This window comes from Arthrobacter livingstonensis (assembly GCF_003219815.1).
GTDB classification, from domain to species: Bacteria; Actinomycetota; Actinomycetes; order Actinomycetales; family Micrococcaceae; genus Specibacter; species Specibacter livingstonensis.
In genome coordinates this window covers 137,686-151,004 of sequence record NZ_QJVD01000001.1, presented here as the reverse complement: position 1 = coordinate 151,004, position 13,319 = coordinate 137,686, and the positions used below count along the sequence as shown (strand labels likewise).

At 64.0% G+C, this 13,319-nt stretch carries 11 protein-coding genes and 1 pseudogene; 2 read left to right on the top strand and 10 right to left on the bottom strand.

From position 1 onward, the window contains the following. Window positions 1–128: 128 nt before the first annotated feature. Both CVV68_RS00635 and CVV68_RS00630 read right to left on the bottom strand, forming a co-directional pair. A complete protein-coding gene (locus CVV68_RS00635; protein WP_110499075.1) occupies window positions 129–1,145 on the bottom strand; it encodes a carbohydrate ABC transporter permease in 1,017 nt (338 codons plus the stop codon). Window positions 1,146–1,149: 4 nt separating this feature from the next. Next, window positions 1,150–2,439 carry an ABC transporter substrate-binding protein gene (locus tag CVV68_RS00630; RefSeq protein ID WP_211320675.1) on the bottom strand — a complete coding sequence of 430 codons (1,290 nt, stop codon included), beginning with the start codon at window positions 2,437–2,439 and terminating at the stop codon, window positions 1,150–1,152. A 1,098-nt stretch (window positions 2,440–3,537) separates the two neighbouring features. On the opposite strand from CVV68_RS00630, the gene CVV68_RS00625 reads away from it, so the two are divergent. Continuing rightward, complete coding sequence (locus CVV68_RS00625; RefSeq protein ID WP_245933252.1) at window positions 3,538–4,350, top strand: COG4705 family protein; 813 nt, start codon at window positions 3,538–3,540, stop codon at window positions 4,348–4,350. A gap of 97 nt (window positions 4,351–4,447) precedes the next feature. Here the strand turns inward: CVV68_RS00625 and CVV68_RS00620 are convergent, their stop codons facing one another. The 8 genes and pseudogenes from CVV68_RS00620 to CVV68_RS00585 form a co-directional block, all read right to left on the bottom strand. Continuing rightward, complete coding sequence (locus CVV68_RS00620) at window positions 4,448–5,527, bottom strand: phosphotransferase family protein (protein ID WP_245933251.1); 1,080 nt, start codon at window positions 5,525–5,527, stop codon at window positions 4,448–4,450. Further along, complete coding sequence (locus CVV68_RS00615; protein ID WP_110499073.1) at window positions 5,524–6,777, bottom strand: acyl-CoA dehydrogenase family protein; 1,254 nt, start codon at window positions 6,775–6,777, stop codon at window positions 5,524–5,526. The genes CVV68_RS00620 and CVV68_RS00615 overlap by 4 nt, the downstream gene beginning before the upstream one ends. Window positions 6,778–6,800: 23 nt before the next feature. Then, entirely contained in the window at window positions 6,801–7,574 is a 774-nt protein-coding gene (locus tag CVV68_RS00610) for an SDR family oxidoreductase (RefSeq protein ID WP_110499072.1), read from the bottom strand. A gap of 159 nt (window positions 7,575–7,733) precedes the next feature. After that, entirely contained in the window at window positions 7,734–8,252 is a 519-nt protein-coding gene (locus CVV68_RS00605; RefSeq protein ID WP_110499071.1) for a GIY-YIG nuclease family protein, read from the bottom strand. A gap of 60 nt (window positions 8,253–8,312) precedes the next feature. Further along, window positions 8,313–9,161, bottom strand: coding sequence for a DMP19 family protein (locus tag CVV68_RS00600; protein ID WP_110499070.1), 849 nt, complete (start codon window positions 9,159–9,161; stop codon window positions 8,313–8,315). A 127-nt stretch (window positions 9,162–9,288) separates the two neighbouring features. After that, window positions 9,289–9,453: pseudogene (locus CVV68_RS00595) on the bottom strand (XRE family transcriptional regulator); the annotation flags it as partial. A 97-nt stretch (window positions 9,454–9,550) separates the two neighbouring features. After that, entirely contained in the window at window positions 9,551–10,051 is a 501-nt protein-coding gene (locus tag CVV68_RS00590) for a hypothetical protein (protein WP_146238784.1), read from the bottom strand. A gap of 299 nt (window positions 10,052–10,350) precedes the next feature. Next, window positions 10,351–11,874, bottom strand: a complete 1,524-nt coding sequence (locus CVV68_RS00585) for a helix-turn-helix transcriptional regulator (RefSeq protein WP_110499068.1) — start codon at window positions 11,872–11,874, stop codon at window positions 10,351–10,353. A gap of 97 nt (window positions 11,875–11,971) precedes the next feature. Between CVV68_RS00585 and aceA the strand changes: the two genes are divergently transcribed. Continuing rightward, on the top strand, window positions 11,972–13,294 hold the full coding sequence (gene aceA, locus CVV68_RS00580) for an isocitrate lyase (RefSeq protein ID WP_110499067.1): 1,323 nt from the start codon (window positions 11,972–11,974) through the stop codon (window positions 13,292–13,294). The last annotated feature ends 25 nt before the right edge of the window (window positions 13,295–13,319 follow it).

Genomic DNA, 13,319 nt, shown 5'->3' with positions numbered 1-13,319 from the left:
ACCGCGGAGCAACGTCTGCCCTCGGCTGAGCGAGTTGGCGGGTCGGTGCTTGCGCTTACGCCTTAGAACTGGACGGGACGCTGCACTATTGGTGCCGTTTTGATCTGGGATGGCGGTAGGCTGGCCCATCATTCCCTCCCTCCGGCGAAGCGGTTTTGCAGTAAGGCGATGATCAGTACGAACACCACGAGTACGATCCCGATCGCTGCGGCATAACCGGGATGTCCTTGTTCGATTCCCTGTTGGTACATCAGCAGAACGGGCGACGTCGACGCCCCGTTCGGGCCACCACCGCCAGTCAGCAGATAGGGCTCTGTGAACAGGTTTGCCCCGGTGATGGTGGCCAGTAGCAGCACAAGCACTGTCGCCGGCCGCACACCCGGAACTGAGACCGAGAAGAATTGGCGCACTTTGCCTGCGCCATCTGTCGCCGCCGATTCGTACAACTCGCCGGGGACGCTTTGGAGCGCTGCCAGGAACAGCAAGATGTAAAATCCCAGCCCTTTCCAGGTGACGAAAAGGGCGATTGTTGGCATCGCCAGCACTGGGTTGATCAGCCAGGAGGGATCGGGGGCCAGTGGGCCGAGCAGCTGATTGACGAGTCCGTTCTGGTTGAGCAGGAACAGCCACACCCCGATGACTGCGACGCTTGCGGTCACGTAAGGAATGTAGAAGCTCACGCTGAAGAATGCCCGCGCGTGCACCACTGAATTCAGCGCCGACGCCAACACGATTGACAGCACAACGGTCAGTGGCACGTTGATCACGAGGAACACAAGCACGTTCAGGAACGACTGCATCACCGCCGGGTCCGTGAACACTTGCACGAAGTTGGCCAGACCGACGAATGGGCGGTTCACGTGAGCACCGGGTGCCGTGAAGAAGTAGTCGAAGAACGACATGTAGACCGCGAACCCGAGCGGGTAGGCGAACACAATGGCCACGAACACCAAGTAGGGCGCGCTGAACAGCGCACCTAGTGGGTTTCGCCCGAAAAGGCGGATGTGTAGCGGGTGTTTGGATCCACCCGTTCGGATACTGCTATCAGGCGCATGGCGAGCCCCGACAACCTCGCCACGTTCAAGCTCACCCTGACTCCGCTCGCCATCGCGGCCGGAGTCAGGGTGCGTGCCAGGACGCGTCATGGAATCACTTCCTATTCCACTCCGCCGTCATTGTCGCTGCCGCCTGGTCCAACCCCGACTTCAAGTCGCCTTGGCCCGAGATGACCGCCTTGGAGTAAAAGTTGCGGAGGTCCTGGAGGGTGGCAATCGCGTTGGGGCCATTGGGGTCATCCACGGTCCTGGAGGTCTGCGACGCGAACAGGTTGTATGCCGGATTCTTCGCAAAGAAATCCGGATAGTCACTCTTCAGGTCCGGCCGGATCGGCATCTGTCCGGTCACCTGCAGAAGGTCCCCGTCCTGGGCCTTGCTGGTTGCGAACTGCACCACATCCCACGCGGTCCCCTGGTTCTTGCACGAGGTGTACATCCCGATGTTCTTTGCATCCGGGAAGGTCCAGGTGTTCTCTGCGCTCGTTCCGCTCTTCGTAGGAACGGGCACTGATCCCCAGTTCACCTTCTTGTACACCGGAATTGCCCATGGCCCGACAATCGCCATAGCGGCCTTGCCGCTTGCGAACACGTCGCTTTGCACGGGATCCTTGCCAGCGAGATTGTCAGCGTAGATCGTCTTCCAGAAATTGGCGACGTCGTATCCTGCCTGCCCATTGATGGTGGCCTTGCCGTCCTTAATGATTGACTGGCCCTTCGTTTCCGCAGCGTACAGCGGGAGGAAGTCGAAGTTGGGCTGGAAGAACTCGCTCGTGGGTGAGGGGTAGATCGCATACGGTGCGGCACCACTGGAGACGAGCTTCTTCGCGGTGGCGAGGAAGTCGGTGTAGGTCGACAGCTTCGGGTTGGCAGGGTCCAGGCCTGCCTTGGTGAACAGGTCCTTGTTGTAGAAGATCACGACCGGGTTCGACTTCCACGGCATTTGGTAGAAGTCGCCGTCCGATGACTTGTACTGGTCAGCGGATGCTCCGCTCCGATCGGTGATGTACTTGTTTGCCCCCGGGAACTTCGACAAGTCAACCAGGCCACCCTGCTTCTGGAACTGGCCTGTCGCTGCGGGGAGGTTGTTGAAAACGAGACACGGGGTGGTACCCGCAGTGATCGCGGCGCCGATCACCGCCTCCGTCGTCTTGCCAGCCGGAACCTCCTGACCCTTGATCTGCTCCTTCGGATGCGTCGAGTTCCAGGAGGCCACCATGGCCTTGCCCCACTGCAGTTCTTGTGCGTTATTCGAATACCAGACAGTGATTGGTCCGTGCGCCTGCATGGCGTCGGCGCCGCCACCGCTTCCACCAGAGCATCCGGTAAGCGCGAGCGTTGCAACGGCCAGGGTAGCGATTCCCGCGATCCACGTGCGTCTTTTCATCATTGCTCCTTTGTCTTTCTTAAGGCCTTGGTACGAATCGATGAGTGGGAGCGGGTCTGTGCGCGGAAATACGCGACCGACGCAGCACGTGGAGCGCTATGGAGCGGCGCCGTGGTTGATTCGCGCGATGGGCGCTGCTGCCGGCAATGCGATGCCGTCGGCCCAGCAGCACTCCACGGCACGAGTGAGTCAGCGGATGCGCTACCCCAGCCCCCAGGTTCATTTTCGAGCATGGTCAGCGTCGGGTAGGTGTGGCGGCCTGTTTCCGCAGCATCCGTTCCCGCGGCCGAGGGCTCTCCAGACAGAATGGGCCCGCGTTCGTCCGCTATCCTCATACGAACGATTGCCATCGGATAGTTGGCGTGGAGCACAGCGGTGGCCGGATGCGCCTTTTTTTGCAACCGCCGGTGCGCGTTAGAACCCCGTTCCGGTGAGAAGTTGCCGCAATCGGCGATCGGCTCGACATCGAGCTCGTTGATGACTGAACGAAAAAGAGCGAGCCTGGCCCGCGTATGCCCAGTCGCAGGCAAGATGCGATGCCGACCGAGCGAGGCTGGGCGGCCAACAAGGTTGTAAACATCCGCCTCATACTCGCGCGTAATCGCGGGAGACGGGCTGACGGCATCCGGCCAGCGGAGGATGACCGCCGCGGCACCGAGAGAGTATGCACGGCGAGTGCTAAGGCCAAGCATGCGCCGTTTAGGTCGCCGCCCGAGAACCACCGCAGCTGCCCGGATGCGACTCCTCGTTAGACCTCCCACCGGGTTGGAACGCATCGTTACCGGCGACGACCCGACGTCCGTGGACAGTTTCGCTTCGGTCCGTCTGGAACCGTAGCCAATGAACCATAGATCATTTTCCACGCTGTCCCCAAGACAAGCTCTAGTAGCAGGCTGTCCCCAAGCCAAGCTCTAGCATTTAGGGCAACATGGTCTGGGGGAAACCAAGTAGAAATGATGCTACGCGCTCGGATAGCCGGTTACAATAGGCCGATTTGGCGATCACCTTGACATGATGCACCATGAGGGCGTGCAGCCTGAACGGGCCATTGGGGCATTCTCACGGAAACCTCCCAGCCGGCGGTTGGAGAATGCAACCATGCTCGAGGACTTTTCGCCGGATAAGACCATGCCCGCCGCCACGCGCACGCGGGCCCGCGCCCTCGTTTCCAAGGTGCCGGAGATTACGGCTTTGTTTTGGATCATCAAGGTGCTGACCACCGGGATGGGCGAGACCACCAGCGACTACCTTGCCCACACCCTCGATCCGGTGGTTGCCGTGGCCATTGGCAGCGTGTGCTTTGCCGCAGCGCTGGTGCTTCAGTTTTCGGTCAAGCGGTACATCCCGTGGGTGTACTGGCTGGCCGTGGCCATGGTCAGTGTCTTCGGCACCATGGCCGCCGACGTGCTGCACGTGGGGCTGGGCGTCCCATACCTTGTTTCCACCATCTTCTATGCCGTGGTCCTCGCAGCAGTGTTTTTCCTGTGGCACCGCACGGAGAAGACGCTGTCCATCCACAGCATCCACACGCCGCGGCGTGAAGTGTTCTACTGGGCCGCGGTGCTTTCCACCTTTGCATTGGGGACTGCGGCCGGAGACCTCACCGCCGTCACGCTAAAACTGGGATATCTGGGATCCGGCGTGCTTTTTGCCGTCGTCATCGCCGTTCCGGCGCTCGCGTACTGGAAGTTCGGGCTGAAGGCCATCTCCGCGTTTTGGGCCGCCTACATTGTCACGCGCCCGCTCGGGGCGTCCTTTGCGGACTGGATGGGGGTCTCCCATGAGCGCGGCGGGCTGGGTTGGGGCACCGCACAGGTCAGCATCGGCTGGGCCGTGGCGATCATCCTGCTCGTGGCTGTGCTGGCGGCCAGGCAGCGGCGGGCCAAGGCGCCGGCGGCAGTCAACCGATAGCCGCCCGGCACAATGCGTGCGCAGTTAGTGCCGTTTCCGGCGCTGGGAACAGCACTAACTGCGCACGCGATCAAGCGTTTGCTGCGGCGCTCCACCGCTACAGCCGCGCGGCGAAACCCTCGGCCGCGTCCAAAAGCCGGGGCACACCCTGCTCCAGCACGGCACCCAACCCCTGGCCGCCGTCGTCCCGCTCGCCGTTCATCCAGCGCGCGTAGATCGCCTCGCTGAAAATCGCGGCCTTCCACAGCGCCAGCGCCTGATACCAGGGCAGCGCGGACAGGTCCAGCCCGAACGACTGGTTGTACCGCTGCACCAGTTCCTCCCACGTCAGGTAGCCCGGCTGCGCCGTCACACCGGTCAGTTCCATGAAGGTCCCGGCCGATCCCGCCTGCGCGTAGGTGGCCGTCAGGTAGCCCAGGTCGGCCAGCGGATCGCCCAGTGTGGCCATCTCCCAGTCCAGCACCGCCTGCACGCGCACCGGGCCGGAACGGCGGAACATCAGGTTGCCCACCCGGTAGTCCCCATGGATCAGGGACGCCCGCTGCATTTCCGGCCGGTTGGCCTCCAGCCACGCCGCCAACGCCGCGACCTGCGGCAACTCCCTCGTGGCACCCTGCTCCCACAGCCCGGCAAACCGCTTGACCTGGCGTTGCAGGTAGCCGTCCGGGCGGCCGATCTCGGCAATCCCACCCTGCCGGATGTCCACCGAATGCAGCCGCACCAGCATGTCCGCCACGGCTTCACTGGTCTCACGGCGTTGCGCCAGCGCGTCCAGGTGTGTGGGAATCGTGTCCGTGACCACATCACCGTCCAGGAAATTCATCAGGTAGAACGGCACCCCCAGCACGTGGAGGTCCGCGCAGACGGCAAGGATCTTGGGCACCGGAACACCCAGTGGCGCGAGCAGGTGCTGGAGGTGGGCTTCGCGGACCATGTCGTGGGTGGACGGCGGCAGCGGCGGCCGGGGCCCGCGCCGAAGTACGACGTCGGCCCCGCGCCTTTTGATCCGGAAGGTCACGTTGGACTGCCCCCCGCCAATGCGCTGCCAATGCAGGGGCCCGGTGCCGATCCCCGAGGCGTCCAGGTATTCCTCCAGCCGGTCCACCACCAGCAGCGGCGGACGCTCCATCCGCTCCGCTTCGGCTGAAGTCCGGGCCACGTCCTGGCTGTCTGTCACTGCTGTTCCCCTTCGTCGATGCGGGCCGAGCCCTGAAACGGTTCGCCGGCCGCAACGTCGCGGCGGCGGGCCGAGGAGGCACGGCGGGCGATGGCCCACTTGTGGGTCTCGGTGGCGCCGTCGTAAATCCGGAACGGGCGCACCTCATTGAGGTACTGGGCCAGCGGAAGGCCGTCGGAGACCCCGTCGCCGCCGCACAGCTGCACGGCCCGGTCGATCACCCGGTAGACGGCCTCGGAGCAGTGCACCTTGGCCACGGAGGACAGTGCGGAACCGGCCTTCGCATCGATTCCGAGGAGCACCGCGCACTTGCTGATGATGGCGTCGGAGGTCTCAATGTCAATCACGGACGCGGCGATCATTTCCTGGGCAATGCCCAGCTGCGAGATGTGGCCCCCGAAGATCTCCCGGGTGTTGGCGCGGTCCAGGGCGATGTCCAGGGCACGGCGGGCCAGCCCCAGCCAGCGCATGCAGTGCGTCAGCCGCGCCGGGCCCAGCCGGAGCTGCGCATGCGGGAAGCCGAGCCCTGCCTTGCCCAGGACCGCATTTTCCGGGACGCGGACACTGTCGAAATGCACGTGCGGGTGGCCGCCGGGCAGGTACTTGTCCATGGTGTGGATGGGCGCCCCGAGCCGGACCCCGGGTGAGTCCATTGGCACCAGGAACATGGTGGCGCCGGCCGGGTCGGCGCCCTCCGCGGCGGTCCTGGCCATGACGATGGCAAAGCCGGCAAAGGTGGCGCCGCTGGTGAACCGCTTGTGGCCGGTGACCACCCAGTGGTTCCCCTCGCGGACTGCCGTTGTGGCCAGCGCGTCCGGGTCCGACCCCGCACCGGGATGCGGCTCGGTCATGGCAAAACAGGAGCTGACATCACCGGCGGCCAGCGGCACCAGGAAGCGGCGTTTTTGTTCCGGCGTGCCGATCAGGCTCAGCATGTGCATATTGCCCTCATCCGGCGCCATGCAGTTCAGCGCGGCCGGGCCGATCGGGGAATATCCCGCCTCCTGGAACACCGGGGAGCAATGTGCCAGGCTCAGCCCCTGCCCGCCAAATTCGCGCGGCACGTGCGGGGCGTAGACGCCCGCGGCCTTTGCGGCTTCGCCCAGTTCCCGCCGGACGGTCAGGTTCAACGCCTGCCCCGGGCGCGGTTCGGCGGGAATGACGGTGCCGCGGATGAACTCGCGCGTACGCAGGCGCAGCTCCTCGACGTCGGCCGGATAGAGGCTGGCCGGAGGGGGTGTGCTGATCATGCGGGGCTCCTTCGCTGGTTGGTTTATCCGAGTCCGCCGGTGTTGAGCAGACCGCCGTCGAGGGTGAGCACCTGGCCGGTCACCCAGTCCGCGTCCGGGGAGGCGAGGAAGGCGACGGCTGCGGCAACGTCGTCGGGGGTTCCCAGGCGCTTCAGGGGGTAGGCTGCGGCCACTTCTTCCTCGCGCCCCTCATAAAGGGCGCGGGCAAACTTGGTCTTGACCACGGCCGGCGCCACGGCGTTCACGCGGATTTCCGGCGCCAGTTCGACGGCCAGGGTCCGGCTCAGGTGGGAGATGGCGGCCTTGCTGATGCCGTACAGGCCCAGCCCCGGCGCCGGCACCTCGCCGCTGACGGAGGACAGGTTCACCACGTTGCCACGCCGCCCGCGGAACGCCAGCCCGGGGTGGGCCAGCACGGCCTGCGTCCAGGCGAGCGTGGCCAGCACGTTGACGTCAAAAATTTTCCGGGCCGCGTCCAGATCCGCCGTTTCCAGTGGGCCGTAGACCGGGTTGATGCCGGCGTTGTTGACCAGGACGTCCAGCCCGCCCCATTCGCGGGCGACGGCGTCGAGCACCTCCGCGCGGTGGCCGGGGTCGTCCGCGTGCCCGGCAAAGGTGACGGCCGAGCCTGCCGGAAAAGTCGCGGCCGCTTCGCTGAGCTGCTCCTCCCCGCGGGCGGTGATGGCGACTCGGGCACCCTCTGCCACCAGTCGTTGGGCGATGGCCAGGCCAATCCCCCTGCTGGCGCCGGTGACAATCGCCGTCTTGCCGTGCAGACGTTGGCATTCCCCGCCCATGATGTCCTCTCCGCCGTCCGGACCGCTTCCGGCCGGTAGTTGCCAGCATGCTGGGGATTGCGGCCAAGGTCAAGGGATCAGGGCGAGGCAGCACTCTCGTCCGCTACCGGTGGGGGAGTCCGTTGCAGGCGCTGTTGCCAATTTCGCCACTGCGGGTATTTAGCCTTTGTCACGAAGTGCGCCGCGTTGCGCGGCTGCGGCAGCTGCCGAGACGTGCAATTGCTCGGGCGTGTGGCCGTCGCGGTTCAAGGGTGGGCAAAGTTCGGCCCTCATGGCGTCTTCCAAACCGGCCACCAGTTCCAATTTTGGCACCACACAAAATGACGTGCCAAGGTTGCTGACCATCCAAGCACTGAGAAGTTCCTCGTCGGCATCCGTTAGCCGGGGATGCGCGGATTTTCCATGCCACTGAGCTTGGAGCCCCAGGATGGCCGCCAGGGAACGGCGAAAAGTAGATTTAGACGTTTGTACGTCGTGGTGCCGGGCCCGAATTTTCAGGTTCGTCGCCCGTCCCATATAGATCAGGTCCCCGCGCTTCAGGGGCTTCAATTCAGCGGGCCACTCCACGTTTTTGGGCAGTCCACCCGTCAGGTAACACTTGTAGATGCCGGGGGCGAAGGGCATCGCCGACCAAGCGGTTTTAGCAGGCGCCGTGACGGTCCATTTGAGTTCATCCATGCGTTGACCTTACGACACCTGGCAGCGACAATCCCTTTCCCGGTGGCCGGTGCCCCATAACTACGCGTCGGCGAGCTCGCCTGCCTCTTCAAAGTCGATGGACGCGATGATTTCGCGGGTTGACGGGTGAATCATGATGGCCTCGTCGGCCCCTTCAATCATGATGAAATCGCCATGATCGGTGGAAAAGTGCCAGGCCAGGACGGTGGCACCCCCGTGCGGGAAGTTGGGGTCGCCCATCGTGATCCTGACCAGCTCGTAACCGGCCATGTCACAAAGTTCCCGGATGAGGAACTCAAATTCAGGGGCGTCCTGGCGATCGGCTTCGGCGGCTTCCGCCTGCCGCTCGGCCAAGTTGGGGATCAGGGCCACGCGCTCTGCGATGTGCTCGTTGAGTTCCGAACCGCTGACCACAAGCAGCCCGTCCTGGCCGCGGAGCCACGCAGCGTTGAGGCCCGTCACGTTCTCCGCTTCAAGGAGCGTCTCAAACTCCCCGTCCAGCGTTTCCATGTTTTGGACTCCCTCGGAACGCCGGCCTTCCCCGTCGAATTCCCCGTCAAGATAGGCCTCGGCGTCGTCCTGGGACAGCGCGTCGAAGAGCGTGGTGGTGCGAATGAAAAGCTCCAGGTGCCCGTTGGCTCCCATGCCCTTGAAGCCCTCCCGGACATAGGCGTCCAGTTCGGCGCGGTCCGGGGACATGAAGACATACTGGGCGAATCCGCCGTCGAGCACCTGCGTCAGGTAAAAGTCGACGAAGTAACTGCTCAGGGCATTCGGGGCGATTTCCTCGAAACCGAGCAGCGCCCGGTACATGGCATTCACCACGGAGACATTGGCATTGACAATGTCCTCATCGCTGGCAGCGGTGTTTTCAACGGTCAAGACGACGGGGTACTGGATATCGGTCACGAGTATTCCTCACTGCAGGGAACCGGTGGTGCTGACGGACAACTCCACGCTACGTCCCTCGGGAGGCGCCTGCAGTGCTCATCAGATGAACGTCGGGCGACGATTGGGAAACCGTTCGCAGCTGCCGCCCCTCGTGCGCCGCCAGGAACTTGTACACCTCGGTCTCGTCCACCCCGGGGAACGCCCCCTGCGGCATGGCGGCCAAAAGGTGCGAGTACGCCCGGGTGAAGGGCCACACATTGCCGGCCCATTGGGCGGACAGGTCAGCGGGCGGGCGCCGGCAGTTCCGCGGGCCGAAAAATGCCAGCGTGCTGTGGAAGGGCTGTGGCCTAAGGTATGGGGGCGCTCCGTAAGGGCCGGTCAAGGGCTGCGCCAACGGGTGGGAAAGGCTAGAGCCAACCGAAATTGCCCGTGTCCGCCAGGGACAGGATCAGCAGCGCCGGAAGCGCCTGGGGCCCTGCCCCGGGAATGCTGAAAATTAGCTGGTCGCTGGCGGCGTCGGCCAACGACGTGGTCACGGAGTATTCGCTCTTCCATGTGCGAAGGACCACACGAAGGTGGACCTGGTTTCCGGCGATGGTTAGAAACATTTGTTCAGTGTCACTCTTGTCCTTGATGAACTGCTGGGTGTCCATGGGCGGTCCGGTGGGGTTGACGCCGCCCCGATCGCTGAACCAGACGTAAATGGAGGGAAACTCAAGGCCGACGGGAACCTGGGACGGCCCGTTGATGACTGCGCCGTCTATGCCCCAGCCGTAGCTGACGATGCCGGGATTCCAATGTTGCACCCCAACCCCCGGCCAGTGTTGCGCGGTAGTACGGGTGATGCTTGGCGCGCGCACGGCTGCTTTTCCGATCCATCGATTCAGGTAGTCAGTCGCCGTTGACATTTGGTCCCCCTAACGTTCGGCATTCCAACGTGGAGTTGCCCACGAACGGGAATCGCCTTCAGTGGCCCCGGAAGTTCCTGCCCCGCGGGATCCCAAGAAAACGGTAGCCAATCATGGCAGTTGCCGCTGACAACAACCACGTGGATTTCCCAACACCCAATAACTGGTTGGTTAATTCACCGCACACATGAATCGTATTTCTGGCTTCCCCACCGGGCATGGGCGCGCGTTGGCTCCTGGCATGCCCGTGCCGAGGCGGCGGTATCCGATTCTGGGCCGGGCACGGAGCTACCATGCCGTCACCGCCCCTCGTGCGCCGCCAGGAACTTGTACACCTCGGTCTCGTCCACCCCGGGGAACGCGCCCTGCGGCATGGCGGCCAAAAGGTGCGAGTTCGCGCGGGTGGAGGGCCATGCATTGCCGGCCCACTGTGCCGATAAGTCAGCGGGCGGGCGCCGGCAGCAGTCCGGGTCCGGGCACTTGGACTGCGAGCGCTCGGTGGTGTCGCGGCCGCGGAACCACTTCACGTGCTCGTAGGGCACGCCAATGCTCAGCGAATACTCCCCCGAGGAATGCCGCTCCGTCCGGGCCGTGCACCAAAACGTTCCCACCGCAGTGTCCGTGTACTGGTTGAAGGCACGAAACTTGTCCGGCACGTCAAACACCGCGCGGGAGGTCCAAAACCGGCAGACGGCCTGGCCCTCGATGGCTCCGGTGTGGTCGGCGGGGAAGTTCACGCCGTCGTTCTCATAGGCCTTGTGGATGATCCCGGATTCGTGCACCTTTTGGAAGTGCGTGGTGATGCCCAAGTGTTCGGTGGCCAGGTTGGTGAAGCGGTGGGCCGCAGTCTCATAGGACACGGCGAACGCGTCCCGAATGTCCTCGATGGCCAGCTCCTTGGCGGCCTTGGCCTCCTTCAGGAAGTCCACGGTGGCGCGTTCGGGCATCAGCAGCGACGCCGCAAAGTAGTTCGTGTACACCCGCTGCCGCAGAAAATCCGCGTAGTCGCGCGGCGTCTCATGCCCCAGGACGTAGTGCCCCAGCGCCTGCAGGAGCACCGACCGGGGGTCATGGTCGGAGCGCTGGCCGTGCGTGAGATAAATTCGGTGATTCTTCAAATCCGTCACCGAGCGGGTGGAATGCGGCAAGTCCCCCACATAATGCAGGTCGAACCCCAGGTGCTCGGCAATGTCGGCGGCCACGTGGTGGGACAACGGGCCACGGTCGTGGCCCACCGCTGCCAGGAGGTCCTGGGCCTGGTGCTCAATCTCCGGGTAATAGTTATTCCGCGCCTTCATCTCGCCCCGCAATTCCGAGTTGGCCCGCCGCGCCTCCTCCGGTGTAGCCGACTGCTCATCCAGGCGCCGCTCCAGTTCATGCTGCAGGCCCACCAGGGACTCCAGGATTTCCATGGAAAGCCGCGAACTTACGCGGACGGCGGGCAGTCCCAGTGACTGATACAAGGGTCCCCGCTGCGCCCGTTCCAGCTCGATTTCCAGGGCGGCCCGCCGGCTTGGCGGCTCGGCTCCGAGCATCTGTTCAAGCCCCACGCCAAGTGCCCCAGCCAGGTGTTGGAGCAGGGTCAGCTTGGGCTCCCGCTTGCCGTTTTCAATCAGGGACAACTGCGACGGCGCGGCGCCCACCTTGGCGCTGAGGTCATCAAGGGTCATGCCCAATTTTTTGCGCAGGTGCCGCACCCGCCGGCCCAGCGCAATCAAGTCCAGTTCTCCGTCGCCGGCAGGCCCTTTGCCGTCTCGGTCGCTCGCGCCACTTAGATTCCAACCCGCATTGTTCATTTCTTGATAATACGGGAAGAATTGCAAATCTTTCCACCATTTTACCCTAGAAACTCTTTGAAAAGCCCTGAATAGTAGAAATCACGAAGAAGGAACAAGGAACCATCGCAAGGGAGCGACCAACATGAGTGCAGCATTTGAACCCGCAACGACGCCGGAGCAGACCAACGCTGAGGCAGCCGCCGCCCTTCAACTCGAGTGGGAAGCCAACCCCCGCTGGGACGGTATCGAACGCTCCTACCCGGCCGCCGATGTCATCAAGCTCCAAGGCCGTGTCCAGGAGGAGCACACCCTGGCCCGCCGCGGTTCCGAAAAGCTGTGGGGCCAGCTGCGCAACGCCGGCACAGAGGGATACACCAACGCACTTGGCGCCCTGACCGGCAACCAGGCCGTGCAGCAGGTCAAGGCCGGACTGAAGGCCATCTACCTCTCCGGCTGGCAGGTTGCCGCGGACGCCAACTCCAACGGCAACACCTACCCGGACCAGTCGCTCTACCCCGTGGACTCGGTGCCCAAGGTGGTCCGCCGCATCAACAACGCCCTCCTGCGGGCCGACCAGATCGAGTTTTCCGAAGGCAAGCAGAGCGTTGAGGACTGGCTGGTGCCGATCGTGGCCGACGCCGAGGCCGGCTTTGGCGGCCCCCTGAACGCCTACGAGCTCATGAAGTCCATGATCGACTCCGGTGCCGCAGGCGTGCACTGGGAAGACCAGCTGGCCAGCGAGAAGAAGTGCGGCCACCTGGGCGGCAAGGTCCTCATCCCCACGGCCCAACATGTCCGCACGCTTAACGCAGCACGCCTCGCGGCCGACGTCGCCGGCGTCCCATCCGTTATTGTTGCCCGCACCGATGCAGAGGCAGCCACGCTGATCACCTCCGACGTCGACGAGCGCGATCAGCCGTTCCTCACCGGCGAGCGCACCGCGGAGGGTTTCTACAATGTGCGCAACGGGATCGAGCCGTGCATTGCCCGGGCCCTGGCCTATGCACCCTATGCCGACCTCATCTGGATGGAGACCGGCACCCCGGACCTGGCCCTGGCCAAGAAATTTGCCGACGCCGTCCACGCCCAGTTCCCCGACCAGATGCTCGCCTACAACTGTTCACCGTCGTTCAACTGGAAAAAGCACCTGGACGACGCCACCATTGCCAAGTTCCAACGCGAGCTCGGCGCCATGGGCTTCAAGTTCCAGTTCATCACCCTGGCTGGCTTCCACGCCCTGAACTACTCGATGTTTGACCTCGCCCACGGCTACGCCCGCAACGGCATGAGTGCCTACGTCGAACTCCAGGAGCGCGAATTCGGCTCCGAAGACCGCGGCTACACCGCAACCAAGCACCAGCGCGAAGTGGGCACAGGCTACTTCGACCTGGTGGCGACAGCGCTGAACCCGAACAGCGGCACCCTCGCACTGGCCGGCTCCACCGAAGCCCAGCAGTTCCACTAACCTCTTTCACATCTGTGTTGCAGCT

Bases quoted from the DNA above. Each gene is read 5' to 3' on its own strand.
- aceA (WP_110499067.1), top strand. From the start codon at position 11,972: ATGAGTGCAGCATTTGAACCCGCAACGACGCCGGAGCAGACCAACGCT.
- CVV68_RS00630 (WP_211320675.1), bottom strand. From the start codon at position 2,439: ATGAAAAGACGCACGTGGATCGCGGGAATCGCTACCCTGGCCGTTGCA.
- CVV68_RS00615 (WP_110499073.1), bottom strand. From the start codon at position 6,777: ATGATCAGCACACCCCCTCCGGCCAGCCTCTATCCGGCCGACGTCGAG.
- CVV68_RS00625 (WP_245933252.1), top strand. From the start codon at position 3,538: ATGCTCGAGGACTTTTCGCCGGATAAGACCATGCCCGCCGCCACGCGC.
- CVV68_RS00605 (WP_110499071.1), bottom strand. From the start codon at position 8,252: ATGGATGAACTCAAATGGACCGTCACGGCGCCTGCTAAAACCGCTTGG.
- CVV68_RS00610 (WP_110499072.1), bottom strand. From the start codon at position 7,574: ATGGGCGGGGAATGCCAACGTCTGCACGGCAAGACGGCGATTGTCACC.
- CVV68_RS00635 (WP_110499075.1), bottom strand. From the start codon at position 1,145: ATGACGCGTCCTGGCACGCACCCTGACTCCGGCCGCGATGGCGAGCGG.
- CVV68_RS00590 (WP_146238784.1), bottom strand. From the start codon at position 10,051: ATGTCAACGGCGACTGACTACCTGAATCGATGGATCGGAAAAGCAGCC.